The organism is Edaphobacter sp. 12200R-103 (assembly GCF_010093025.1).
Classification (GTDB): Bacteria; Acidobacteriota; Terriglobia; order Terriglobales; family Acidobacteriaceae; genus Edaphobacter.
Map to the genome: position 1 here is coordinate 2,718,887 of NZ_CP048114.1, position 26,380 is coordinate 2,745,266.

A 26,380-nucleotide genomic window follows, 5' to 3' on the forward strand; every position below is an offset into this window, starting at 1 on the left:
CCTACCAGTCGGTGAGGGTTCCATCCAGCTTGCGGGCTACCGGGAGGTAGGCCCGCTGGTATGGATACTCAGCCGCAAGCTTCTCGTCGATATCCACTCCAAGCCCGGGCGCGTCGCCGGGATACATGTATCCGGCTTCGAACCGATAGGCATGCGGGAAGACCTGGTCGGTCAAGGCTGAGTGCGGCATATGCTCCTGGATGCCAAAGTTGTGGATGGCAAGCCCAAGATGCAGTGCGGCGGCCATCGTGACCGGCGAGAGGTCCGTCGCCCCGTGGAAGCCCGTCTTCACCTGATAGACCGCTGCAAAGTCCGCAGCCTTTTTGAGAGCGGTGATTCCTCCGCCATGCACGATAGTCATGCGGATGTAGTCGATCCACTGGTTACGTATCAGGTCATGCGCATCCCAGAAGGAGTTGAAGACTTCACCCGTGGCGATTGGTGCGACAGTATGCTGCCGAATCAGCCGAAATGCCTCCTGATTCTCTGCCGGCGTAGGATCTTCGATCCAGAACAAGTGATATGGTTCTAACGCTTTCCCCAAACGGGCTGCCTCGATGGGTGTAAGCCGGTGATGCACATCGTGCAGGAGATGCAGGTCCTCGCCGAACTCTTCACGCACCGCCTGGAACAGCTGCGGGACGAAGTTGAGATACTTTTCCGTCGACCACAGCGACTCCGATGGAAGCCCGCGCTCGGCAGGCTCATACGGCTTATCGCCTTTGGGAACGCCGTAGCTGGAGGAGACGCCCGGTACGCCGCACTGGACGCGAATCGCGAGATAGCCTTCTTCCAGATGCTTCCTCACGCTTTCGATTGCGCCGGGAATATCCGCACCATTGGCGTGGGTGTAGACCAGCGCTCCCTGACGGCTCTTTCCGCCGAGCAGGTTATAGACGGGCGTATTCAACGCCTTCCCCTTGATGTCCCACAGAGCCACATCTACGGCGGCAATCGCCGTCATCGTAACCGGTCCGCGCCGCCAGTATGCTCCGCGGTAGAGGTACTGCCAGATATCCTCAATCGCGAACGGGTCGCGTCCGATCAGGCAGGGAATAACGTGTTCCTCGAGATACGCCGCAACAGCAAGCTCGCGACCATTCAGTGTGGCATCGCCAAGGCCGTAGATCCCCTCGTCCGTCTCGATCTTCAGTGTGACAAAGTTGCGGTCCGGCGAACATACGATAAGTCGTGCAGATGTAATCTTCATCCTGTCCTCTGACTTTTTTGGGGTGCGCTGACGCGCCTGCAGGCAGTGCCAGAGCACATCGACCTATGCTTGAACTCCGATCTCACTTGCCCCAACGATGCATGATGGCAGTTGCGTATGACATGACAGCTGCTTCGGAGATACCGTCGTTGCAATTCCATGAAGTGTCATCCTGCGCGAAGCTCTCGCGGCCTTATCGCTCCGCTCAGGATGACACTTTGGTAAGAGCATTGGAGGAAACCGGTCAAGGAATTGTCGCGTGCAAAGGCTATGTCGATACTCTCTAGTGCGGCAGCTCCTTTTCTCCGATGATCGCAAATGAGGCTTGCGGCTCTCCCGCGCCGGACTGCGAGCCGCCGACCGATATGGCATACGTTCCGGAACGCACCGCTCGAATCCCCTTCTGATCGACATAGGAGAGCTGCCTGGGGCTAAGGGTGAACTGAACGCGCTTCGTCTCCCCGGGAGCAAGATGAAGCCGCTGGAAGCCCTCCAGCGAATGACGCGGAAGAAGACCATTCTGCGGCGGAGCCAGATAAAGCTCGGCAACTTCATCGCCAGCCATCTTGCCGGTGTTCTTCACATCGGCCTCTACCGTCAGCTCATCTCCTGCGTTCAGGCGCTCTGTATTCAGCTTGACGTTTGAATAGGCGAAGCTGGTATAGCTCAGTCCATATCCGAAGCCATAGAGCGGCTGTCCCCTGAAGTAGCGATAGGTTCTATTCGCCATTGAGTAGTCCGTGAACGGCGGCAGGTCATCCACGCTGCGGTAAAAGGTGACTGGCAGCCTACCTGCCGGATTGTTCTTCCCGCTCAGCGTCTCTGCGATCGCCTGCGCGCCCGCTTGTCCCGGATACCAGGCCTCGAGGATGGCATTGGCGTTCTGCTGTGCCCAGTTGACGGCCAGAGCCGATCCATTCAGCAGGACCACCACCAGAGGCTTACCGGTCTTCTTCGTAGCCTCCAGAAGGTTCTTCTGGGCTGCAGGCAGGCCGATATCGGTGCGATCGCCTCCAGCAAAGCCTGGGATCTGCACCTTCATCTCTTCGCCTTCGAGATCGGGCGACAGGCCGACGAACGCCACCACGACATCGGCATCCTTGATAGTCAGCATCGCCTGATCGAGCAGTGGCTGCACAGGAGCGACCCACTGCAAGGTCAATCCGGCGCCAAAGAGCTTTGCACGGTGCGAATACGCAACCTCCAACGCATGCGGCCTGGCATCATCAAAGTGCACTTTGATGTGGGGCGTCGCAGAATCGCGGAAGGGTTTATCCTCACCGACGTGGAAGGCGGTAAGCTCCTTGCCGTCCAGCCGTATTGTGAAGTTTTCCGTATCGTTGCACGGGTAGCAGTGCGCCAGGGTGGCGGTTAGCTCGTAGTCGCCAGGAGCAGGAGCCTGCAGGGTTCCGGTCCAGCGCACGGAGAATGCACGAGCATCGACCGCCGCAGCCGGGGAAGCACTGTTCCAGTCGAAGTTGATCTGTTTATCGACGCGTACCAGAGCGGGTTTTCCCTGGAAGCTGTCGTTGGAGAAGTACTCGGCCTTCAATCCTTCCGTGCTCGACCCCTTGCCTGTGCGGAATTGCGTTCGCGGAATTACGATAGGCGCATTCTCTGCATAGGGCGAGCCCTGCGCGTAGACGACCTTCGTCGCCGGGAACTCACGGATGATGCCATCGACCGGCATCACCGGGTTTTTCGGCACGGCGTTGTAGTTTCCTTCAATCGCGGCAAGCTCTGCGGCATTCGGCCCGATCACCGCGATCGTGTGCGCCTTCCCGCTGAGCGGCAGAGTATGGTTTTCATTCTTAAGGAGCACCATCGCCTCGCGCGCTGCCCGCAGTGCAAGCTGCGTATGGGCTGGCGACATGTCTTCGCTGAATGGCACGGAGGCGTATTTCACCTTCGCAGGCGGATCGAAGAGGCCAAGCTTGTACCGAGCCAGAAAGAGGCGGCGCAGCGAGACATCCAGCTCGTCCTCGCGGATCAGCCCCTGGCGAACAGCGTTGGCAAGGTTCTTATAGGTTGTACCGCAGTTCGTGTCCGTTCCCATGCGGATTCCCGCAACCGACGCATGTTCTCCATCCGGAGAATAATGATGGCCGTTGGGATGGAAGAAGTCATCGATCGCGCCGCAATCGGAGGTCACGAATCCCTGGAAGCGCCAATCGCCCCGCAGAATGTCTTTGAGCAGAAGCTCGCTCGCGCAGGCAGGCTCTCCATTCACTTCGTTATAGGCACACATGATGCTGTACGCATGACCATCGACGATGGTTGACCGAAACGCCGGAAGATAGGTATCCCACAGGTCATACGGCGAAGGATGGACATTGAAACGATGCCGATCGCTCTCAGGTCCGCTGTGTACGGCGAAGTGCTTGGGCGTGGCGATCGCTCTGAAGTAGGTGGGATCGGTCCCCTGCAGCCCCTTTACAAACGCAGTTCCCAACTGCCCCGTGAGGAAAGGGTCCTCTCCGTAGGTCTCCTGTCCTCGTCCCCAGCGGGGATCGCGGAAGATGTTGATGTTGGGCGACCAGATGGTGAGCCCGTAGTAGATGGAGTGAACATCGTGCCGGACAGCTTCGTTGTACTTCGCACGCGCCTCTGTGGAGATGACCGTGCCAATGCTATTCATCAGCGGCTCATCAAAAGTCGCAGCCATGCCAATAGCCTGCGGGAACAGCGTCGCATATCCGGAGCGGGCCACACCGTGCAGCCCTTCGTTCCAGAAGTCGTAGGCAGGAACTCCCAGTCGCGGAATCGCCGGGGCCGTGTTGACCAGTTGCTGCGCCTTCTCATCCAGCGTCATCCGGCTCACGAGATCGTCGACTCTCCGTTCCATCGGCAACGAAGAGTCCTGATAGGCAGGCTTGCTGGCGGCCTGTCCCCGGGCCGGTAGACAAACTACCGTTCCGGCGAGCAGGAGCGCGGCCGCTGCCAATGTTTTCATCCTTCGTCCAAAGATCTCCAGCATGACGGCACCACCATCTTGTACGGTAGAAATCATTGATTGACTCCGCTGGCGAGAAAGCCTCCATCCACAACGACAAGCTGGCCGGTCGTAAAGCTGCTCTCCGGGCTGACCAGATAGAGCAACGCCGAAACCAGCTCCTCGGGTTCTCCAAAGCGGTGCACTGGCGTCCGCTGCAGCAGCTCCTGCCCGCGTGGGCTGTCGATGATCCTGCGGTTTAACGCGGTTGGAAACACCCCGGGTGCGATTGCGTTGACCGTAACCCCGAAGGGGGCCCACTCTACCGCGAGCGAGCGAGTGAGCGCGCCGACCGCCGCCTTGCTTGCGCCGTAGGCGGCGACTTCGTGAAAGGCGACGAAGGTCGAAAGAGAGGCGATGTTCACGATTCTTCCGAAGCCGCTCTCGATCATGGCCTCGCCAAAGACCTGGCATCCCCGCAGCGTCCCCGTGAGGTTTACGTCGAGGATCTGATTCCAGATCGCCTCATCCATCTCCAGCGTGTTGACCCGCTTCGTCATGCCGGCGCAGTTCACCAGGATCTGAATGCTGCCAAACTCCGCGAGGACCGCGTCCCGCAGCTGCGCCAGTGAGGAGCGATCGGAGACATCGCTGCACATCCTCATTGTGCGAACACTCAGCGCCTCGATCTCTCCGGCTACTTCAGCCACCGAATCTTCGTGCCGCGACGAAGCGATGACAGAGACACCCTTCCGGGCCAGCCCTAATGCAAGCGAACGCCCAATCCCCGAAGTTCCTCCAAGAACAACGGCACACTGTCCCTTCAAATCTGTGGGGGCAGGTTTTCCGGTCTTCTCGTCTATGTCCACGTCAATACCTTTTGAGAATCGATCTTAGCCGGGTCCAGCTCAATGCCAAAACCCGCCTCCTTCGGCAGCGCCAGGTGCGCGCGTACCGGTACAGGAGGCCGCTTCTCAAAATGATAGTAGTGACGCATCTTGTTGATCAGGTATTCCCCTAGCGGAAACGTCATGGGAGAGTGACTTGCGATGACGTGCATCGCTGCATGGATGCTGTGGCCGTGCGGAATCACAGGGACATCGTAGAGCGAAGCAACCGTGCCGATCTTTACCAGCTCGGAGATGCCTCCACACCACTCCGGGTCTGCCTGGACCACGGACAGCGCATCCGCCTGCAGATAATGCTGTACCTCCCAGCGGCCGTAGAAGTGCTCCCCCGATGCAATCGGGATAGTGGTGCCGCGATGCAGATTGGCGAAGGACTGTATCTTCTCCGGATGAGCGATCTCTTCCATCCAGCGCGGATGATACTTCTCCACCTGATGCGCCCACTCGAGCGCATAGGTCTGGTCCCAGCCGCTAAAGGCGTCGAACATCAGCTCCGTATCGTCGCCCAGAGTCTCGCGGAGCAGACGCACCAGCGCGACGTTCTTCTCCATGCCCGCAGCGCCCGATCCCGGACCATAACCGATAAACCACTTCTGATAGCGATAGCCCTCCTGCTTGATAGCGAGGCATCGCTTCCGCACCGCCTCAGGTTCCAGAGAGAAGCCAAGGCAGCTTGCATAGACCTCCACCGACTCGCGCGTGGGTCCGCCCAGCAACCGATAGACAGGAACGCCATAGTAGCGCCCCTTCAGATCCCACAGCGTGTTGTCGACCGCGCTGATCGCCATCAGGAAGAATCCGGCGCGAGAGTGCCGGTTGGAGCGGTACATCTCGTCCCACAGAAGTTCGGTCGCGAGCGCGTCCTTGCCGATCAGGAACGGCCGCAGATCTTCGTAGATCACCATCGCCGGCTCACGTTCAATGGGCCCGTACAGCCCTTCGAGCCCATCTGCCGTCCTGATGCGCAGATAAATTGCGGTCGAAGATACAGTCTTCGTTCCAGAAGGATTGTCCCGGTACTCCGGAGGCCGCTGATTGTCGTAAATGTCCAGCGGATTAACCTGCCGCTGTCCGTTGACGCCTGCTTCTGTTTCGTAATGCCCCTTCAGCTCGAGCAGTTCAACCGCAGCAATCTTCTGAGGAGCAACGCCGTCCGTGCACCCTTTGGATTGGGCTGCCGCATGGACTTCGACCCCGGGACTGACCGCTGCTACCGCTCCCGCCATCGCTCCGAAGAGCACGCTTCTCCGATTCATCTACGATCTTCTCCTGACGTGACACGCAATGACTCCGCTTACAGGCCCTTATCCGATTGCAGAAGACAAAGGCCCATGGAACAACCGACGTGTCGAAGAATACACAATCTTAGGAATATTCAGGAAAATCGACATCGTCGAAGAACTTGTAATTCTCCAACCCCGCAGGCGGCGCGAAGAAACAGGCGACCTTCATCTCCTCGTCTGAAAGGTTCTGGAGCATATGCACCTGCCCCTTGGGGAACAAGACGGCGCAGCCAGTATGCACAGGCTGCACCTCACCATTCACAAGGACCCGGCCATGACCGCTCAGGATGTAGATCACTTCTTCGCCCTGGGGGTGGGAGTGTGCGGGCCGCGCCCGCTCCCCCGGCGCCACCCGAATGACAGCCATCGTACAGTACTGTGCTCCGGTATTCTCACCCGTCACCACCCAGCGCAGCTTGCGTCCGGGCAAGTCCAGCTCTTCAACGTCCTTCTCATCTACGATCGGTATCGCCATGGATTGCTCACTTTCTAGTTCGCCAGGATGCCCTGAACCGCCTGGGCGATGCCGTCGGGAGTCAGACCGAATACTTTGACCAGCTCTTCGTACGTCGCCGAGTGGATAAACTGCTTGTTCCCTTCTCTGTCCAGCGTGTTGAGCGTGGATACGCGCTTCAAACCGGATGCGTCCGTATCAGCACGATGACGATACAGTACCTTCAGGAAGTTCTGCCACAGATAGCCGTTGTTCTGCTCTGCGAAGAGGATGGGCAAACCTGTGCGATAGAGACGCATCATCAGCTCGTCGTCCACAGATGGCATATCGACGACGCCGATGTCGATGCCGTTCTTCGCGCAGATCTCCGCCGCCGCCAGGGCTTCGTGAACTCCCCTGCCGCTGCTGATCACGATGGCGCGATCTGAATCCGACCGGCGAACCTCGTAACCTTTGCCGAACTCGAACTCGTAGTCCGTGTCGTAGAGCACCGCCGACCCGGTCCGCATGACGCGCAGGTACACCAGACCGCGGTTACCCTCCATGATCCACTTCATGATGGACAGCATCTGCTGCGGACAGGACACGTCAATGATCTTCAGGTGGGCGACTGCGTCGAAGGTCGAGGCATCGTCATTGCCCATGTGGGTGGCGCCGTTGGTGCGCGTCTCAAAGTTGGCTGCCGTCGCCAGATAGGTGATGTCCAGTCCGTGGCCTTCGCTCAGCCAGCCGTTCTTGTCGGCGATCGCCTCCAGTCGTTCCTGGTGCCCTACGGCAACGCGCCGCATCACCTGCCAGTTGAAGAACGGGCAGAAGGTGCTACACCACGTATTGTTCCCCAGAGCTGCATAAGCTTCCGCGATCAGCATCATGTTGGCTTCCGCCACGCCAACGTTCAGAGCACGCGACTGATCGGCCGCGCCGACGCCTGACTGCAGACCGCTTGTAGACGCAAGGTCGGAGTCAATGGAGACGACACGCTCATCGCGGGCAAAGACCTTCATCCCCGCAGTAACAATCTCCGCTGCGCTGTAGCTCTTATTACGATCGAGCTTCGGCAGTGCGGCAGGATCATAATCGATCTTCTTGTTCCGCCGGGGCACCTGTTTCGTCAGGACTGGCCCCATGACCGAATCAAAGAGATTTGCATTCGAGGCGCCGTTAACCGCAAGATGCATCCTCTCGGCTTCGCTCAACAGCAACTCGCGGATGGTCTCTCCCTCAGGGGAGCTCGAGATCTCATCGAGGAAGGAGACAAACTCCTGCACTCTCGCCGCCCGGCGCTGCTTTTGCAGCTTCAGCTCCTGTGCCAGCAGTGCTTCGGGCACCGTCACCTTGTGCTTGTTGAAGAAGTCTGAGAACGCTCCAAAGCCCTTGCGGGTATTACAGATGATTGCAGTCGGACGCCCGTTCCTTGGGCCAAACCGGAACTGGTTCAGCGCAGCGACGACGCCATCGTACTCGGTCGCGTCCACACTGAAGGCATTCCATCCATACGACTGGAAGACCGTTTCGAGCGCAGGCATGGGGAAGAGCATGCGGTCGTGGATATCCAGCTGCCCGTTGTTCCGGTCCACCATCACACAGAAGTTGTCCAGCCCATGCTGGGCTGCATACATCACGGTCTCCCAGCACGAGCCTTCCTGAAGCTCGCCGTCACCCACCAGGCAATAGGAATCGAACTGCGGGCTGCGCTTTCCAGCCAGCGCAAAGCCCTGCGCCACGCCGATGCCCTGCCCCATCGGTCCGGTCGCGATCTGAATTCCCGGGAGCACAGGGCCGGGATGGCCGTTCAGAATGCTCTCGTGCGAACGCGAGCCGTGCAGCACCTTCTCGTCGAAGTACCCCATCTCCGCATAGATCGAGGCCAGCGCAGCCACTGCGTGGCCTTTGCTCAGCGTAAAAAGATCCTGCCCCGGCCGGGTCGGATCCGTCACATCCAGTCGAAGGAAGCCTCCGTAAAAGAGAGAGACCAACGGTACTGTCGCCGACAGGGCTCCCCCGGAGTGCAGGCCCTTGTCGATGGCGTCCCCGCTCTGGGCGAACGTAAGGATGCGGATATCGGAGTCCTTGATCGCAAGAAGCTTCAGCAGACCCTTCTGAAAAACTGTATCTCGGTGCATCAACAACTCCCTGGTTGGAACCTTGAGATCACCAACAGCGATGGCTTGGGCGTTCATGCTCTCTTCCAATCTTTTTTGTAAAATCGAATTTCAATGCGTATTACGCAATTTGTTTTGCATAATTTGATCGAAAGTATAGGTGCCACAACAAACTACCGTCAAGAAAGATGCAAAACTCTTTTGCGGCCATGCTGAAGCCCTCGTTCTTTCCAACCTGCACCATACAATGAAAGCCCTCAGGAGAAACCATGCGCGTTGTCATTATCGGCGGAACCGGACACATCGGCACCTATCTCACCCCACGGCTGGTTGAGGCCGGACACGACGTTCTTTGTGTCTCCCGGGGGGCGAAAAGCCCATATCGTCCGAACCCGGCCTGGAAGGCCGTGCGTCCCGTCACCCTCGACCGCGACGCCGAAGAGAACGCCGGCGTCTTTGGAGAAAAGATCGCCGCCCTGGACCCGGAGATCGTCATCGACCTCACCTGCTATCGCCTCGAGAGCGCAGAGCAGTTGGCGAACGCGCTCCAGGGGCGCATCCAGCACTTCCTTCACTGCGGAACCATCTGGACGCACGGCCACAGCATCGAGGTGCCGACCACCGAGGATGCCGCCAAATATCCCTTCGGCGACTACGGAATCCGTAAGCTGGCCATCGAGCAGTTCCTTCTCTCCAAAGCGCGGCGAGAGGGCTTTCCGGCGACGCTCCTGCATCCCGGGCATCTGGTAGGGACAGGGTGGAACCCCATCAATCCGCAGGGCAACTTCAACCCGAGCGTTTTTTCAGATCTCGCCCAGGGGAAAACGGTCCGCCTTCCCAATCTTGGAATGGAGACCGTTCACCACGTTCACGCCGACGATGTAGCGCGGGCGTTTCTGTGCGCCATGTCTCACCGCAGCGTCGCCATTGGCGAGAGCTTCCATGTCGTCTCACCGGCAGCCCTCACGCTCAGGGGATTCGCCGAACGCATGAGCGCATGGTATGGGCATACTGCCGACCTGGCATTTCTGCCTTGGGAGCAATGGAAAGATACGGTGGAAGAAAAAGACGCGCGCTTCACCTGGGATCATATCGCGCACTCGCCGAACTGCAGCATCGTGAAGGCCCGCAGGCTGCTGGGATACGCACCCCGATACACGTCTCTTGAGGCCGTTCAGGAGGCAGTTACCGCGATGCAGTCTGCATCGCGGTAACTGCTTTATCGGATTCAGCGCGTTTCGTTCCAGTGCACCATCGGCAGCCCTGCTATGGGAGCACGGAAGTAAGGGATGTTGTTCGCTCGCAGCGATCCGATATAGATCGTCTGCAAATCCGGCCCTCCGAAGGTGACACTCGCCATCCACGGCGCGATGCCTTGCCCGGTAGCAAACAGAACGTCTTCGGTGACCTTGCCGGCGAAGAACTGCTTCTCCAGCGCATCCACTTTTGCCGGGTCGCCTTCATCCAGCAGCACGCGCTGGTCTCCCTCAGGAGTCAGCACAAACAGCTTGTCGGAATAGACGCAGGTTCCCCACAAGTTGCCAAAGCTGTCGAAGGCGATGCCGTCCGGCCAGGCGCCCTTGCCGAGGCTTGAAGGACCAAAGACCTCTCTCTGCCCCAGCGAACCGTCCTCGTTCACGCGGAGCCGGCTGATGCAGCCTCCGGTCGTCTCCACGACGTACATATACTCTTCCTTCGCGTCCATGCGGATCTCATTGGTGAAGTGAAACCCATCCGCCACAATGCGAAACTTGCCGTCGATATACCGCGCAATGTAGCCATCCGGAAGATCCGGCTTGAGAGCATGCATCCAGTTCTTGATGCGGGTCGAGACGGTGATCCAGATGCGCCCTTTCGAGTCGCGCAGCACAAAGTTCACCTTGCCGATCGCCTCTCCATCGATGCTGTCGGCCAGGACCTTCGAGTCGCCGGTGCGGGTCATCACCTCCAGCCGGTCCGTCCCGAAGTTTGAGATCAGGATATCGCCGTTCTCAGCGAAGGCCAGGCCGTTGGGCAACGTCCCGGTAAGATAGCGCGTCGCCTCGCTGTCAGCGTTGGTGAAATGCGACGAGATCTTCTGCGTGATAATCTCCTGGGTGCCATCGTGGCGCATCCGCACGACTCCGCCGCGCGAATCTGCCGACCACAACGTTCCATCCTTTTCGGCAAGAATGCATTCGGGGCGCTGAAGGCCCTGGCCGATGTACTGCAGTTTGGACCGGTCAATCTCAAAATCCAGAACAGGATTCCGCATCTGTCTTTTACTCCGGGAAATTTGAATGATTGCACATTACGCAATTCAATTTGCAAGATTAGCATTTGACGTCGCTGCGAACAACAACAGCGCGTTTCTCGCACAAGAAAAAAGCATCCGGTGCGACCCGGATGCTTTTCGATGATATTTTCTTCAGAAGCGATCAGGCGCTCTGCTCTGCAGCCTCTTCCGATACGCTGAGAAGCTGGCCGATCTTCTTCGCGCATTGAATGACCGATTTTGAATGCGCCGGATAATGCTCTTTGAGGAAGCGCGAGGCAGGCGCCGAGATGCCGATCGAACCGACCACCATACCGCTGTTCAGGCGAATGGGAGCCGCAACGCAACGCATTCCCTCCATGAACTCGGCCTCATCGAGGGCGTATCCCCGCTCCTGGATCCCGGCACATTCCTTCACGAGAGCGGGAAGGGTTTTGATGGTGGTCTTGGTGTACTTCTGCAGCGGTTCGCTGCCGAACAACGTGCGAAGCTCCTTTTCGCCGTAGTCCGCCAAAAGGGCCTTGCCGTGCGCCGTTGCATACAGCGGCACCAACTCTCCGGTCTGCCCGGCAACCACCAGCACGTGGCGGGCGTGCACTGAATCGATAAACAACGCATTCCTGCCCTCTCGAATGGCAAGATGCGCAGTTTCGTTCAATGCATTGGCGAGGGCCTTCAGCTCCTGATGAGCTACCCGCACCAGCATGTTGCTCCAGTCGTACTGGCGGGAGAGGGTCCACATGGCTGAACCAAGGATGTAGTCCTTGCGTCCAGCCGGTGTGGAGAGAAAACCTCGTCTACGCAGTGTCTGTGCCAGTCGGAAGGCGCTGCTGCGGTCCACTCCCAGCAGGTCCGATAACTCGCCAAGAGTGACTGGTTGTGTAGATGTAGCGACTGCCTGCAGAATCGTCAGGCCGCGGTCGAGACTCTGGATAAATGGAACTTGGGCAACTTTCTTTGGCATCGGCTCCTGCTGCTCACGCCCGGAATCTGACTCCAATCGACCGCAGGTAATCCCGGCTCTCCTTTACCAGGGTTGCGGGAGGCACCGGCGGTGAACCTTTGAAGTCATTATCAAGCTCGACCATTACCATACCACTAATCTTCCGGCCTTCCATCACATCCAGAATTCCGGCGACATCGACCTGGCCCTGTCCCAGGGGGCAATAGCCCAGCAGTTGATCGCTTTTTCCGTTGAAATCTTTGAGATGCATATGCTGGACCAGCGGCAGGAAGTCCTTCACTACCTTCAGAGCGTCCTGTCCGCCCTTGGTAAGTTGTCCGACATCCGGACCAAACTTCAGATGATTGGTATCAACTGCATCCAGAACTGCGTAGGTTTCATCCCGCGATTCAATACAGGTTCCGGTGTGCTGGTGCAGCACCGGCGTCAACCCCTGATCGGTCACGGTCTTGGAAAGCTCATTCAACGTGCTGATAATGTTTGATTTATTCGCTGCAAAATCGTACGTCTGGCGGGGAACCTGATTGGGGCCGACGACAAAAACTCTCCCCCCATTTTTCTTAATCAGTCCGCACCATCGAACCGCCTTGTCCAGTTCATCCTTTTTCTTTTCCGGGTCGGTCAGATTGATCGTGCAATACCCCGAGATCAGCGGAATGTTGTTCTTCTTCAGGACCGTCCGAAGCCCTCCGTGCTCTTCCGCTCGCGCAAGGACTTCACCAAAGGTCTCAAAGCCGTAAAATCCTGAAGAAGAAACCGATTCGATCGCCTGATCGACCTCCGCATTCCGCCAGGTGATTCCGGTGTGGCCCAAGTGGATTTTCCTCTTCTTCTGGGCAGCAAAGGCTGGCATCGTCGCCAAGCTGGCCGCGGCCAGGGCGCTTTGTGAAAGAAATGTACGGCGACTCAGATAGCGATTCAAGAACTGCCTCCTCGGAAAGCCCGGCCTGGTGACGACTACAATGCGTCAAGTGCAATCAGGCTTGCATACCACGCAATCAATCTGCACCGGCTTCATCATCCTTGTCAAGGAGGATGGCCTCGATTCCCGCAGGAATATCGTATGCCGGCGCATCTTTCAAGAAGGCCTCGAACAATCCTTGACGCATCCTTATAGGACAGATAAGATTCTGGCGTGTTTGCATTATGCGCAATGGAGTTCTCGCTTTGCGCAATGAATAAAACAAGCCCGACATGATCCGACAAGTTCTGTCAGGCCGGAACCGTGAAGGAGATTCACTTTGCCCGACTATTCCAGCTTCGGCCTCGAAGGCAAAATCGCAGTCGTTACGGGAGCATCGCAGGGCATAGGGCGAGCCATTGCGCTTGGTCTTGCGCAAGCGGGCGCTCACCTTGTGCTCGCAAAATATCCGGGGCCTCGCATGGACGATATCAGGGAGTTGCAGCGGGAGATCGAGGCGCTCGGGAGAAAGGCCCTGATCGTCGTCACCGATGTCAACAAGGTCGAGGACTGCCGCTCTTTGATAGATCGCACGGTCGCCGAATTCGGGCGCGTCGACATTCTCGTCAACAATGCCAGCTGGACCGGAACCGGCGATGCCGTGGACGTCACCGAAGAAGAATACGACAAGACCTTCGATGCCACGGTCAAGAGCGTCTTCTTCGCTTCGCAGGCAGCTGGACGCGTCATGTTGAAGCAGGGCGGCGGCCGCATCATTCATATCGGATCGAACTTTGGAGAGATCGCCTTTAAAAAGAGGGCGGTTTACGCCGCGGCAAAGGCTGCGGTGCACCACATGGCGAAGGCGCTTTCGCTCGAGTGGGCCCATCAGGGAGTGCTTGTCAACACGGTGGCGCCCTGCATCACGGAGACGGACTCGCGCAAAAACATCCTGGAGCGCCCCGGCTACAGGGAATGGGCAACGCAGGAGATGATTCCGAGGGGCCGGTGGAATCAGCCGGAAGATCTGGTCGGCGCTGTCCTTTTTCTTTCCAGCAACTTTGCCGACATGATCGTCGGACATACCCTGATGGTGGATGGCGGTTGGACGATTCACTAAGCACTGTACTCATCGACGCATCCAAAGAGTCTCGCTGCGATGCAACGTATCTTTCGCTGAAGCAATAACCAAAGGACACAACAAGAATGAAGCTGAAGGGAAAAGTCGCAGTTGTTACAGGTGCCGGCCAGGGGATAGGCCGCGGCATCGCTGAAGCCTTCGCCGACCAGGGAGCCGATGTCGTCATCAATGACCTCACGGTTGATTCCCGTACGGATGAAGTCCTTAAAAATATTCAGAGCAAAGGCCGGCGTGCTGTCGTTATCGGAGGCAACGTCTCGTTGCGCGAAGACGTGGAACGTCTCTTTGATCAGGCATGGGATGCCCTCGGCCCTGTCGATATCCTCGTCAATAATGCCGGCATCGAAACCATCGTTCCCTTCATCGAGCTTACGGACAAGCAGTGGGAAGACGTAACCAACACCAATCTGAAGAGCGAGTGGATGTGTTCGCAGGCCTTCTGCAAGCGTCTCATCGCGGAAGGGCGCAAAGGCGCCATCGTCAACATCGGATCCATCCAGGCAGCCCGCGTACTGCCCGGCCGCACCCATTACGCTCCCAGCAAGCTTGCCATCGAGGCGATGACCCGTAACATCTCCGCTGAAGTTGGCTCCTATGGCATCCGCGTCAACTGCATTCATCCCGGCCTGATCGAAACCCCCATGATCCGGTGGGTGCTTGAAAGCCCCGATATTCTTCCTCATGTTGTAGCGCAGATCTCGCTTGGACGCCCTGGCCTTCCCTGCGAGATCGGATCGGTAGCGGCATTCCTCGCCTCCGATGAGGCAGCCTACGTAACTGGCCAGGCTCTGTATGTCGATGGTGGGTGGGTGGGCAAGTAGTCCTTGCCCCTTCGAAAGAAGAAAGGGCGCCTCGGCGCCCTCTTCTTTTGCTTCTCTGATATCGGAAAGCTATTTCTTTGCCACATCCCGCTCCGGCAGTGCGAAGACATAATATCCCTGCTTCTGATCTGCCGGATCTCCTGATTTCGCGTTTGCAGTCGGCTGATCGCCAACTCTCCTGTCGGAATTCGCACGCGCACTCATCGCAATGTACTGTCTGCCGTTTACCTCATAGAGGGTTGGAATCCCCTCAGGTCCGCCGGCCACCTTGAGCTCGGTGATCTGCTTGCCCGTGTCTTTGTCGTAGATGTGTATCTTGGAATCGGACCGGGTCCCCACAATAATGAGCCCGCCCGCAGTGACGACAGCACCTCCACGTGGCCAATAGCTTCCGGTATTCCGAATGCCTTTCTCGGCCAGTTCCGTAACTTCTCCCAGAGGAATCTGCCACTTGATCTCGCCTTTGTTCATGTCATAGGCGGTCAGGGTCGACCATGGAGGACTAATGGCTGAGAGTCCCTCCTTTGAGTTCATGTACCCGTATCCTGTCCAATACCGCGTTCCGCCAGGCCCCAGCTTCTCTGCCGCCTCCTTTGGAGGAGCCATGATTCGCGCCAGGACATCCGCCGGAAGATTCGCCTTTTCTGGAGACTTCAGATAGGCCAGCAGATGATCGATATCGGCATTATCCAGATCAGGGAATGCCGGCATCGGCGCCATACCGTTCTGTACGGCATTGCGAACACGATCTCCTCCTACACGATCCATCACTCCCTGAAGTGATGGAATCGCCGGTGGCTGGCCCTTGCGATCCGCCCCGTGGCAGGTCTGACAGTTCTGGAGATAGACCACCATCCCCTTCGTCTCCGGAGAGCCTGGGATCTCGCGCTTCGGCGGCTTAGGCGCAAGATGGAGGAGTGAAGGCGCATCTTTAGAGACAACATAATAGGTATTGGTGGCAGGATCGATCGAAGCCGATCCCCAGTTTGCCCCACCATTGTTCCCCGGCGTCTCCATCGTGGTCGCCAGGCTCGGCGGGGTAAAGATCCCTTCCTGTCTCGCAGCCTTTATCTGCTCCCGGATCTCCTCACGCTCCTTGGGATCGGAGATATAGGGATTCACCATATCAGGGGTGAACTTCTGACGCGCAAAGGGCGGGATGTGGATCGGGAACGGCTGCGTGGGCCAGCTCTGTTCGCCAGGCACGTCAGACTTCGGGACGGGCCGCTCTTCAATCGGCCAGATCGGTTTTCCGTTCGTCCGATCGAAGACGTAGACAAAGCCATTCTTGCCCGCCTGTACAACGACATCGACCATCTTCCCGTCGTGCTTGATGGTCATCAGCTTCGGACCCGTCATCAGGTCGTAGTCCCAAAGATCGTGATGAGTCGTCTGGAAATGCCAGATGTACTTTCCTGTACGCGCATCGAGGGCCAGCAGACAGTCCGAAAAGAGATTCATCCCGTGCCGGTCCGCGCCATAAAAATCATAGGTCGGCGAACCGAGCGGGAAGTAGACAATCCCCCTCTTCTCGTCGATGGAGAACTCACCCCAGTTGTTCGTTCCGCCTACATACTTGTAGGCATCTTTGGGCCATGTGTCATAACCCATCTCTCCAGGGTGCGGGATAGTGTGAAACTGCCAGACCAGCTTTCCTGTCACGACATCGAAGGCGCGAAGGTCTCCTGGAGGCGATTCATACTCTTCGCCTGTAGCGGCTCCTGTGATGTACAGGTTTTCGAACACGCGGCCCGGAGTATTAGACTGAATCTGCCGCATCGTCGATGGCTCGCGTCCCAATCCCTGCCTCAGGTCGACCGCTCCATCCTTCCCGAAGCTCTGAATGTCCTTTCCCGTACGCGCATCGATCGCATGAAGAAAGTTATTCATCGAAAACAGAATGCGCCGGTCCGACCGGTCCCTGCTCTCCCAATACGTCATTCCGCGGTGTGAGATCAGCCGTGGATTATGCGTGTCATAGGTCCAGATCTCTTTTCCGGTTGTTGCGTCCAGCGCGACCACCGTATTGTTCTTGCCATAGACATACATCACACCGTCGATGACAAGCGGATTCGATCCGTAGCGAAAGCCGTTGTTGCCCGCGGGGTAAAACCAGACCTGCTTCAGGTCCTTTGCATTTGTGCGATTGATCTGCTTCAGCGCAGAGTACTGATCGTCGCTGTTCGAGCCGCCGTAGGTCGTCCACGACACATTCGAAGCTCTTGTAGCAGCAGTCGCCGCATCGACCGTCTGCAAGGGATGCCGAACATACAATGCCGCAGCCGCCCCAACCACGAGAACCCACGTTCCCGCTTGCATCTTCCATGAAATTCGTTGCATCATGCCTGCCTCTTGCCCGTGGTCTTATGCGACAGCTCCGATTCGATCCATCGGTTCCTTAGGATCGCGCGGCTCTTTAGACTGGTAGCTCCCATCCCTTGCGACGGGGTCTTGCGAACAACGCGTTCGCACTCTCGGAATTCAAAAACCTTCTCTGCTTGCCGTTGAAGTGAAGCACCGTGCCGTGGTGCGCGATGGCAATGTTTCCCAGCAGACATAACTCTGTAATGTGCCCGCCATAGGCCCAGCTGCATGAAGGCTGTTTGCCCTGGCGGGCTGCGTCCACCCACTCTGTCCAATGACTCACCGGGCGCTCAATCGTCTTCGCTGGCCGCCTGAAGGTCCGATCCAGATCCTCTGGAAACAGCCAGACCTGCTTCTGCGCCCCCGGTTTACTGCTGTACACCGGCCCATAGACCAGCACACCCTTGCTGCCATAAATAATTCCCCCGCCCGTCGGCAGAGGCTCATCCTTCTTCCATCCCGGAGGGGCCGGCGGCGTGTCGTACCCCCACCACTTGATCGACACTGGCCCGCGGCTCCCCTTTGCCGGGAATCGATAATTCACATGCGACACACGCGCAAACATCTCCTTCGCAATCGCGCCTGAATATCCCGCATCGGCATCTCCCTCAATCGTCTCCGGATAGTCCAGCTCCAGCGCCCACACCAGAGGATCGAGAAAGTGCGGCCCGTGATCGCCCAGAATTCCCGTTCCGAAGTCCTCCCAATTGCGCCAGCGCAGCGGAAGATACATCGGGTTATAGGGCCGCATGGGCGCCGGGCCCACAAAGAGATCCCACTTCACCTCATCCGGAGTCGGAATCTCGCGATGGACCTGCTCCACATCGGAGTAGGGATTGATGTACCGCTTCCCCGCTGCCCAGTCCGTCTGGAATACGTCAGCCCGCGTCACCTCACCGATGGCGCCCGCGCGAATCCACTCCACGATCAGACGAACATCTTCCGAGGCATGCCCCACGATGCCCGTCTGCGTCGCCTGCTTCGGATGCCGTCGCGCCGAATCCATCATGGCCCGCACTTCATGGATCGTGGCCGCCAGAGGTTTTTCGCAGTACACGTGCTTGCCCATCTTCATCGCGGTCAGCGCGGCCTGGGCGTGAACGTGATCGGCGGTGCAGACCACCACCGCGTCAATCTGCCTGTCCATCTCCTCCAGCATGCGTCGCCAATCGTCGAAGCGCTTCGCTGCCGGATGCTCCGCAACCACTTCGCTCGCAGGAAGCACTCTGTCAGGAAGCTGCGCCCTCGTGCGCCAGTCCACGTCACAGACTGCCACAATATTTTCCCCGGCGAGTTCTCTCAGGTTGGTTGCCCCGTAGTTCCCAATCCCGATAAAGGCGATGTTCATCCGGTCCAGCCACGACGGAGCTTTAGGGACCCCCATCCCCATCGCTCGCATCGCATTGAATCCACCGAAGGCCGCCGCCCCTGCCAGCACGCGACGCCGAGAAAGCGTGAAGGTCTCCTTCAACGACGGCCCCCCTTGCAAAGTCCACCCTGAATTTATTTCGTAATACGCAATATCATTTGCGCATTACGGAGCAGAATAGTAACAACGCCAGACGAGCATCGTCAAGAAAACATAATTTTCTGTATCAGCGGAAGATCTGTGCCAGCAAGGCCTGCGCGTGCTGGCTCACCTCGGGATTACTTCCCCGCGCGGCCATCTGCAGATAGTTCAGTGCCTCGTCTCTCTGTCCCTGCTGCAGAAGAACAAGGGCCAGACTCAGGCTCACCTCCGGATTGGCTGCATTCACTGCCAGTGCACGGCGATACTCGGCCGCTGCATCGGCAAACCGGCCCTCCGCCCCCAGAAGATCCCCAAGGTCCGAATGGATGCCCGCATCCGACGGCAACAGCCGGGCTCCTTCCCGCAGCTCCCGCTCCGCGTCAGCATTTCTACCTGTCAGGATCATCAGCAGGCCCAGTCCGTGATGTGCATCTCCATAATCCGGCTTCAGCTCGATCGCCCTCTTGAAATTGGCTTCCGCCTCATCGAGCCTCTTCTCTCCAACCAGCAGATTGGCCAGGTTGTTGTGCGGCTCCGGCAGGTTCGGCCGCAGTCGGATTGCCTCACGGAACTCCTGTTCTCCGGCACCTCTGTCTCCTCGCGAAACAGCCAGCAGGCCACTCAGGTCATGTACATCCGGCCGATCCGGATTGACTGCCAGGGCGCGCGTAGCCGCATCCTGAGCCTCGGCCTGTCTGCCTTCATGGAAGTAGGTATTCGCCAGGTTTGCCAGGAATCCATCGTCCTGTGGAAACCGGTCTGCACCTCGCTTCAGAACCTCCACGGCACGATCCCTCTGGCCGCTGTTCAGCAAAGCGGATGCCAGCTCGTGCAGGGCCGCCCGATCGTCAGGGCGAAGCTTCAGGGCCTCGTTGAAAGACCGCACCGCGTCTTCGGTCTTTCCCACACGCGCATAAGCCTTGCCCAGGGCGACGTAAGGCTCCGGCCATCGTGGATGCTGCCGGTCGATCTGTGAGCGTAATTGTCCTATGCCGTCAATCCCGACATCGTTCACCCTGGCCACGGCGAGCAGCAGCTCCTCCCGAGCCGTTGGCTGCGACTCCGGATAGAAGATCCTGACCGGCGTGTGGTCCTCAGCCGGATGCGGCTCCGGGAAAGGAGCGCGAAGATCGCGCGAGGGACGAATGCGCTGAATGTAATGGTCCGTGAGTACGATATGGACCGACCCCTCGGTCCGTCGTTTCGGCATGTGACAGCTCAGGCAGTCGCTTCCCTGCTTCATCACGACATTCTTATGGTCCACCTTCTGGTGGCACTGTTCGCAGGTCGCGATGTATTGCTTCTTCGCTCCATCGCCGTGCGGAACATCGTGAGGATTGTGGCACGTCAGGCAGGTCATCTGGCTGTTGCGGAAACATGCCGACCGTAGCAGCTGGTAGCCTGCGTGCGCCACCTCGAAGTCGTCTGCCTTCGGGTCTTTCGGGCGCTCAAAGTATGTCTTATAGTCGCCCAGCTTCTCTCCCGGATGGAATGAATACTGCTCGCGATCGTAGTTGCGTATCGCGCTCGGCACATGGAGCGCGCTGGTCTCCATATGGCATTGCATGCAGACCTCCATCTGGCGGTCGCGCGGCAGCTTTGCCGGATTCACGATCCTGCTGCGAATCTCTTCAACACTCGCCTTCCCTCCCATGGCCGCCGAAACATGCGCCGCGCCCGGGCCGTGGCATCGTTGGCAGCCGATTCCCTCCGGCATCTTTGCTGGAAAGATCGAATCGTCCTGGGTCGCCGCGACTGCATCCGTAATCTCCGGATATCCGTTATGACAGGACATGCACTCCGATCCGATCGCTCCCTGCATGTCCTGCTGGTCCACCTTGTCGAATCCCGGACTCATGTTCCACGAGCCCGAGTTCTCGACATACCAGCTCACCGGCAGCTCCACCAGTCTGCCCTGCCCCGTGCGGTGCAGGTAGGTCCGCGCATGATTCCCGGACCCGAGGATGTAATCGACCGTCTCTTCGCGCACATTCTCCTCGCGCCCGCCCGGCCCCACCGTGAACCGTCTCTGAAAGAACTTTCCATCCCGCTCGATCATTCTGTAGTGCAGGCCGGAAGGCTGATGTACGAAGGTGTTCTTCTTCGTGTAGTCCTCGATTATGTTCGAAGATGTTGGGCGATAGAAAGACCGCGCCATCCCCACCTTCTGATAGGTTCTGGCAATCTGCCCATGACAGGTGGCGCAGACCTGCGGGTCCACATATCCGTTCTTCGATTCGGCCGATGCGGTTCGAGTCGCCGGAGTGGAAGAATGGGCCGGAGTCCTCCTGATCCAGAAAACCGCAACAACCACGGCAGAGAACACGACCAGGCCCACCCACACAAGCGGCTTGAGCTTCGACTTCCATTTTGAAGTCATGGATATTCCGGACCTTTTGCTTCTCGCGCACCGGGCAGGAAACGCGTTGCTTATCGTGCACGTGCGGTTGCGCGATGGTGCATCATCATAGCACTATGTTTTGGAGACTTGTCCAGCAGTTTCGCCCGCGTTAGCCTTGTGAAACGCTTCAGCGAGAGGTCTGCTTCACACTCTGACTACGAAATGGAATCTTCAGCACTGCCACTCATCGGAAAGACCGCTCTCGTAACCGGGGCCTCGCGAGGCATCGGAAGCGCTGCGGCCCTCTCGCTCGCACGCGCCGGATGCGACGTTGCCGTAAACTACGTCCGATCGCAACAGGAAGCTCTCGCCGTCGTTCGCTCCATCGAACAGCTCGGGCGTCGCGCTCTCGCTGTTCAGGCGGATGTCTCCGCACCTACCGATGTCGAGCGCATGATGAAGACGATTCATGCCGGGCTGGGCGAGGTCCATATTCTGGTCAACAATGCAGGAATCAATCCTACGAAGCCGTTTCTGGAGCTCGATCTCGCGGACTGGAACCATACCCTTGCGACCAACCTTACCTCGGCATTCCTCGTCTCGCAGGCAGTCCTGCCCGCGATGCGAAACCGCCAGTGGGGCCGACTCATCTTCATCTCCTCGGTCGCCGCACAGACAGGAGGAGTCGTTGGCCCGCACTACGCCGCCAGCAAAGCCGGGATGCACGGCCTGATGCACAGCTACGCCAACCTTCTCGCCAAAGAGGGCATCACCTCGAACGCGATCGCGCCCGCGCTGGTTGAAACAGAGATGATCCGCAACAACAGAAAGATTCGCCCCGACCTTATACCGGTTGGCCGCTTCGGCCATGCTGAAGAAGTAGCCGCCGCCGTCACCTTCCTTGCCACGATCAGCTACATCACCGGCCAGACCATCAACCTGAATGGCGGCTGGTACATGAGCTGATCTGCACCCCTGAAAGAACATCTGGAAACGTGATTCAATCTTCTCCGAACCCGGACTCCATCCCCGAGGCACCTGTGTCGCTAAAACCAGACGCGCTCAAACCAGGCACGATCGAGGCAGACACCAGGGCTGCCGCCTGCCTCAAACGCCGCTGGATCTACGTCCTTCCCGCGGCCTTTGTCACCTATAGCCTCGCCTATCTCGACCGCGCCAACTATGGCTTCGGAGCCGCCGCCGGATTGGCTGAGACTCTCCACATCACGGAGGCGCAGACCTCGCTCCTGGGAGCGCTCTTCTTCCTCGGCTACTTCATCTTCCAGATCCCGGGCGCGACCTTCGCCAGAAAGCGCAGCGCGCGCTGGCTGGTCTTCGCCGCCCTGATTGTCTGGGGTACCCTAGCCGCGCTCACAGGCGTCATCCGCCACTTCTGGCTGCTCGCCATCGACCGCTTCCTACTCGGCATCGCCGAAAGCGTCATCCTGCCGTCGATGATGCTTCTGCTCACTCGCTGGTTCACGCGCAGCGAGCGCTCCCGAGCCAACGCCCTGCTGATTCTCGGCAATCCTGTCACGGTCCTCTGGATGTCCGCCATCACCGGCTATCTCATCCAGGTCTTCGGCTGGCAGAAGACCTTCATCATCGAAGGCATTCCATCCGTCCTATGGGCGATCGTCTGGATCTTCATCATCCATGACCATCCCTCGCAGGCTGGCTGGCTCGGCCATGAGGCAGCCGAGGTGCTGGAGCAGCGTCTGAACGAAGAACAGGTCACCATCGAGCCGGTCAAGTCCGTTCGCCAGGCACTAATGCGCAAGGATGTCCTCCTCCTCTCAGTGCAATACTTCGCCTGGAGCATTGGCGTCTACGGCTTCGTCCTCTGGCTCCCGACCATCATTCGCCACGGCGCTTCTCTCTCCATGGGGCAGACCGGCCTCCTGTCTGCCATCCCTTATCTGGCCGCGATTATCCTCATGGTCGTCGTCTCGCATCTGTCGGACAAGAGCCTGAACCGCCAGAAGCTGGTCTGGCCGTTTCTCCTCCTGGCAGGGTTCGGCATGCTCGGCTCATTTTTCCTGGCCGACATCAGCTTCACCGCCGCATTCCTCTGCCTGATCGTCGCCGGAGGAGGCATGTATGCTCCCTACGGTCCATTCTTCGCCATCATTCCCGAACGCCTGCCAAGCAACGTTACCGCAGAAGTGCTCGCGCTGGTAAACAGCTCAGGCGCCCTCGGAGCCTTCGTCGGAAGCTATCTCGTCGGCCTGCTCGAAGCTGTGACGCATAGCTCGCGCCCGGGCTTCCTGCTGATGTCGCTCTCTCTGATCGCATCTGCTTTGCTCACCCTCGCGCTGCCTCGCACAGCGCAACAGACCGCAGGACAAAACTGATATGAAGCACTCTTCTATCTCCGCCTCCAGCGTTCTTGAGACTCCCTCCGGACTCTTCGACACGCTGAAGACCCACGCTCCGGGCCCGCAGGGATCTCTTCCCATCACGCCCGAGATGCTGCTCACCCAGCCTTCCGGAAATCTCTTCGGCCTCAGTCAGGACGCAGGTATGGGCTGGGACCCTGCACGTCTCCTCGACCCCGAATTCCTCATTCTCAGCACACACGGCGGCCTTCGCGCGCAGGACGGAACCCCCATCGCGCTCGGCTTTCACACAGGCCACTGGGAAGTCGGCCTGCTCGTCGCCGAGGCCGCTCGCGAGTTCCGCAACCTCCACGCCATCCCCTTCGCCGGTGCCTGCACCGATCCCTGCGACGGCCGCACCCAGGGAACGCCCGGCATGATGGACTCGCTGCCCTACCGCAACGACGCCGCCGTCGTCCTTTCGCGCCTGATCCGTTCGCTTCCTACCCGCAAGGGCGTGGTCGGCATCGCCACCTGTGACAAGGGCCTGCCCGCCATGATGATGGCGCTTGCCGGTTGCGGCGCCTATCCCAGCATCCTCGTTCCCGGAGGGGTCACGCTGCTGGCCGAAGAAGGTGAAGACGCAGGCAAGGTCCAGACTATCGGCGCCCGTTATGCCAAGCACCAGATCACGCTCGAGTACGCCGCCGAGATGGGCTGCCGCGCCTGCGCCACCCCCGGAGGAGGATGTCAGTTCCTCGGAACCGCCGCCACCTCGCAGGTCGTCGGCGAAGCCCTCGGTCTCGCCCTCCCGCACTCCGCGCTTGCACCTTCAGGCCAGCCCATCTGGCTCGACAGCGCCGTACGGTCCGCACGCGCTATACTCCGTATGACACACATGGGCATCGAGACGAACCACGTCATCACCGATGCGTCCGTCCGCAACTCCATGGTGGTTCATGCCGCCTTCGGAGGCTCCACCAACCTCCTGCTTCACATCCCGGCAATCGCACACGCCGCTGGCCGCCGCCGCCCCACGCGCGAAGACTGGACCGAGATCAACCGCCACATCCCGCGCCTGGTCGACGCCCTGCCCAACGGCCCGCAGAACTTCGCCACGGTGCAGGTCTTTCTCGCCGGAGGAGTTCCGGAAGTGATGCTTCACCTCCGCCACGCCGGCCTGCTCGACACCTCCGTGCGCACCGTGACCGGCGAAACCCTCGACGAGAATCTCAACTGGTGGGAGCAGAGCGAGCGCCGCCGCGCACTCAAGCAGACACTTCGCACCCTCGATGGTGTCGATCCCGACGAGGTTATCTTCTCCCCGGACCGCGCCCGTGCCCGTGGTCTCACCCCAACGGTCTGTTTCCCCGTCGGCAATCTCGCACCCGAAGGCTCTGTCATCAAGAGCACGTCCATCGATCCATCCCTGATCGACGAAAAGAATTGCTATTGCCACGTGGGTCCGGCTCGCGTCTTCACGACAGAGGAAGCTGCGATCGCCGCCATCAAGGATGGCCGTATCGGCAAAGGCCACGTCATCGTCCTCATCTGCGGCGGCCCCGCAGGTGCTGGCATGCAGGAGGTCTACCAGATCACCTCTGCCCTCAAAAATCTTCCAGACTGCAAGCACGTCGCCGTCCTCACCGACGCCCGCTTCAGCGGAGTCTCCACCGGCGCTTGCATCGGTCACATCTCCCCCGAAGCTCTGGCGGACGGTCCCATCGGTCGCATCCAGGATGACGACATCGTCGAGATTGTCATCGACCGCGAAGCCCTGCACGGCACCGTCAACCTCGTAGGCAGTGGAGACGAGCGCTTCTCCGCAGAAGAAGGACAGCGCCGTCTCGAGTCACGCGTTCCACGCAGCGATCTCGCGCCCCACCCCATGCTGCCAACTGAGACACGCCTCTGGGCCGCTCTCACCCACGCCAGCGGCGGCATCTGGGGCGGCTGCGTCTATGACACCGACGCCATCCTTCAACGCCTGGAGAATAACTCCACGAAAAAGAATCGAAACTCCACTCCAACCCTTAAGGAAGCAAGATGAAGCTCTATCGCACAAAGACCGGTTTTTATGCTGAAGAAGGTGGCTCCTTCTACTCTGTCGAAACGTCCAACTGGGACGAACTCATCGCCAGTCCTGACATCTATCAGCGTGTTAAAGCCGCTCTTTCGGACAAGCCTGCTCCCGCACCGCAGCCGGCCGACCTCCTCGCGCCCGTAGGCAGCCAGGAGATCTGGGCCTCAGGCGTAACGTACTTCCGCAGCCGCGACGCCCGCATGGAAGAGTCAAAGGATGCAGGCGGCGGAACCTTCTACGACCGCGTCTACCATGCGGAGCGCCCTGAGCTCTTCTTCAAGGCCACCTCGCGCCGCGTCGTCGGCCCAGGTCAGCCAGTTCGCGTTCGCTCCGACGCCAAGTGGTCCGTGCCCGAGCCAGAGCTTACCCTGCTCATCAGCTCGACCGGAACCATTACCGGCTACACCATCGGCAACGACATGAGCTCGCGCGATATCGAGGGCGAAAACCCCCTCTACCTTCCTCAGGCAAAGGTCTATGACGGAAGCTGCGCTCTCGGTCCTGCTCTGCTGCTCAGCTCCGAGCCGCTGCCGCGCACCACCACAATCCAGCTTCAGGTCGAACGCAATGGCTCCGTTGCCTTCTCCGGCGAAACGACCCTGGCCGAACTCAAGCGCGATCCCCAGCTCCTCGTCAGCTATCTCTTCCGCGACAACACCTTCCCCGACGGAGCATTTCTTATGACAGGCACCGGCGTCGTTCCTGCCGATGAGTTCACGCTCCTCAGCGGAGATATTGTTCGCATCACGATTGACGGAATCGGCACCCTCGAGAACCCCGTCGCCTAAGACGGT

At 59.0% G+C, this 26,380-nt stretch carries 19 protein-coding genes; 7 read left to right on the forward strand and 12 right to left on the reverse strand.

Annotated features, from left to right (window positions below):
* Position 1: 1 nt before the first annotated feature.
* The 6 genes from manD to GWR55_RS11350 form a co-directional block, all read right to left on the reverse strand.
* The gene (gene manD, locus GWR55_RS11325) at positions 2-1,210 is read right to left on the reverse strand and encodes a D-mannonate dehydratase ManD (RefSeq protein ID WP_162402360.1); all 1,209 of its coding nucleotides are present in this window, start codon (positions 1,208-1,210) and stop codon (positions 2-4) included.
* 283 nt (positions 1,211-1,493) lie between these two features.
* A complete protein-coding gene (locus tag GWR55_RS11330; RefSeq protein ID WP_238398363.1) occupies positions 1,494-4,220 on the reverse strand; it encodes a glycoside hydrolase family 3 C-terminal domain-containing protein in 2,727 nt (908 codons plus the stop codon).
* Positions 4,217-5,011 (reverse strand): SDR family NAD(P)-dependent oxidoreductase, encoded by a 795-nt coding sequence (locus tag GWR55_RS11335; protein ID WP_238398364.1) that lies wholly within the window; start codon positions 5,009-5,011, stop codon positions 4,217-4,219. The genes GWR55_RS11330 and GWR55_RS11335 overlap by 4 nt, the downstream gene beginning before the upstream one ends.
* Positions 5,002-6,306: an enolase C-terminal domain-like protein gene (locus GWR55_RS11340; protein ID WP_162402361.1), complete on the reverse strand. Its 1,305-nt coding sequence runs from the start codon at positions 6,304-6,306 to the stop codon at positions 5,002-5,004. The genes GWR55_RS11335 and GWR55_RS11340 overlap by 10 nt, the downstream gene beginning before the upstream one ends.
* 109 nt (positions 6,307-6,415) lie before the next feature.
* Complete coding sequence (locus tag GWR55_RS11345) at positions 6,416-6,808, reverse strand: cupin domain-containing protein (protein WP_162402362.1); 393 nt, start codon at positions 6,806-6,808, stop codon at positions 6,416-6,418.
* 14 nt (positions 6,809-6,822) lie between these two features.
* Complete coding sequence (locus GWR55_RS11350; protein ID WP_202925493.1) at positions 6,823-8,967, reverse strand: transketolase C-terminal domain-containing protein; 2,145 nt, start codon at positions 8,965-8,967, stop codon at positions 6,823-6,825.
* 191 nt (positions 8,968-9,158) lie between these two features.
* Here GWR55_RS11350 and GWR55_RS11355 point away from each other — a divergent pair, with 191 nt between their 5' ends.
* Complete coding sequence (locus tag GWR55_RS11355; protein WP_162402363.1) at positions 9,159-10,103, forward strand: NAD(P)-dependent oxidoreductase; 945 nt, start codon at positions 9,159-9,161, stop codon at positions 10,101-10,103.
* A 14-nt stretch (positions 10,104-10,117) separates the two neighbouring features.
* Here GWR55_RS11355 and GWR55_RS11360 read toward each other — a convergent pair whose 3' ends face one another.
* From GWR55_RS11360 to GWR55_RS11370, 3 genes are all read right to left on the reverse strand, one after another.
* On the reverse strand, positions 10,118-11,143 hold the full coding sequence (locus GWR55_RS11360; protein ID WP_162402364.1) for an SMP-30/gluconolactonase/LRE family protein: 1,026 nt from the start codon (positions 11,141-11,143) through the stop codon (positions 10,118-10,120).
* Positions 11,144-11,306: 163 nt separating this feature from the next.
* Positions 11,307-12,107 carry an IclR family transcriptional regulator gene (locus GWR55_RS11365; RefSeq protein ID WP_162402365.1) on the reverse strand — a complete coding sequence of 267 codons (801 nt, stop codon included), beginning with the start codon at positions 12,105-12,107 and terminating at the stop codon, positions 11,307-11,309.
* 13 nt (positions 12,108-12,120) lie between these two features.
* Positions 12,121-13,029 carry a sugar phosphate isomerase/epimerase gene (locus GWR55_RS11370; RefSeq protein WP_162402366.1) on the reverse strand — a complete coding sequence of 303 codons (909 nt, stop codon included), beginning with the start codon at positions 13,027-13,029 and terminating at the stop codon, positions 12,121-12,123.
* A 319-nt stretch (positions 13,030-13,348) separates the two neighbouring features.
* Here GWR55_RS11370 and GWR55_RS11375 point away from each other — a divergent pair, with 319 nt between their 5' ends.
* Together GWR55_RS11375 and GWR55_RS11380 are read left to right on the forward strand one after the other, a co-directional pair.
* On the forward strand, positions 13,349-14,128 hold the full coding sequence (locus GWR55_RS11375; protein WP_162402367.1) for an SDR family NAD(P)-dependent oxidoreductase: 780 nt from the start codon (positions 13,349-13,351) through the stop codon (positions 14,126-14,128).
* 86 nt (positions 14,129-14,214) lie between these two features.
* The gene (locus GWR55_RS11380; RefSeq protein ID WP_162402368.1) at positions 14,215-14,970 is read left to right on the forward strand and encodes an SDR family NAD(P)-dependent oxidoreductase; all 756 of its coding nucleotides are present in this window, start codon (positions 14,215-14,217) and stop codon (positions 14,968-14,970) included.
* Positions 14,971-15,039: 69 nt separating this feature from the next.
* Here GWR55_RS11380 and GWR55_RS11385 read toward each other — a convergent pair whose 3' ends face one another.
* The 3 genes from GWR55_RS11385 to GWR55_RS11395 all read right to left on the reverse strand — a co-directional run bounded on the left by GWR55_RS11385 (position 15,040) and on the right by GWR55_RS11395 (position 21,224).
* Positions 15,040-17,313 (reverse strand): PQQ-binding-like beta-propeller repeat protein, encoded by a 2,274-nt coding sequence (locus GWR55_RS11385; RefSeq protein ID WP_162402369.1) that lies wholly within the window; start codon positions 17,311-17,313, stop codon positions 15,040-15,042.
* A 73-nt stretch (positions 17,314-17,386) separates the two neighbouring features.
* Positions 17,387-18,805, reverse strand: a complete 1,419-nt coding sequence (locus GWR55_RS11390; protein WP_162402370.1) for a Gfo/Idh/MocA family protein — start codon at positions 18,803-18,805, stop codon at positions 17,387-17,389.
* A 124-nt stretch (positions 18,806-18,929) separates the two neighbouring features.
* On the reverse strand, positions 18,930-21,224 hold the full coding sequence (locus GWR55_RS11395) for a tetratricopeptide repeat protein (RefSeq protein ID WP_162402371.1): 2,295 nt from the start codon (positions 21,222-21,224) through the stop codon (positions 18,930-18,932).
* Between the two features lie 183 nt (positions 21,225-21,407).
* Between GWR55_RS11395 and GWR55_RS11400 the strand changes: the two genes are divergently transcribed.
* The 4 genes from GWR55_RS11400 to GWR55_RS11415 are packed head-to-tail and all read left to right on the forward strand — an operon-like array spanning position 21,408 to position 26,374.
* A complete protein-coding gene (locus tag GWR55_RS11400; protein ID WP_162402372.1) occupies positions 21,408-22,151 on the forward strand; it encodes a 3-oxoacyl-ACP reductase family protein in 744 nt (247 codons plus the stop codon).
* 29 nt (positions 22,152-22,180) lie between these two features.
* The gene (locus GWR55_RS11405; protein WP_238398365.1) at positions 22,181-23,539 is read left to right on the forward strand and encodes an MFS transporter; all 1,359 of its coding nucleotides are present in this window, start codon (positions 22,181-22,183) and stop codon (positions 23,537-23,539) included.
* Between the two features lies 1 nt (position 23,540).
* A complete protein-coding gene (locus tag GWR55_RS11410) occupies positions 23,541-25,553 on the forward strand; it encodes a YjhG/YagF family D-xylonate dehydratase (protein ID WP_162402373.1) in 2,013 nt (670 codons plus the stop codon).
* The gene (locus GWR55_RS11415) at positions 25,550-26,374 is read left to right on the forward strand and encodes a fumarylacetoacetate hydrolase family protein (protein WP_162402374.1); all 825 of its coding nucleotides are present in this window, start codon (positions 25,550-25,552) and stop codon (positions 26,372-26,374) included. The genes GWR55_RS11410 and GWR55_RS11415 overlap by 4 nt, the downstream gene beginning before the upstream one ends.
* Positions 26,375-26,380 lie beyond the last annotated feature (6 nt).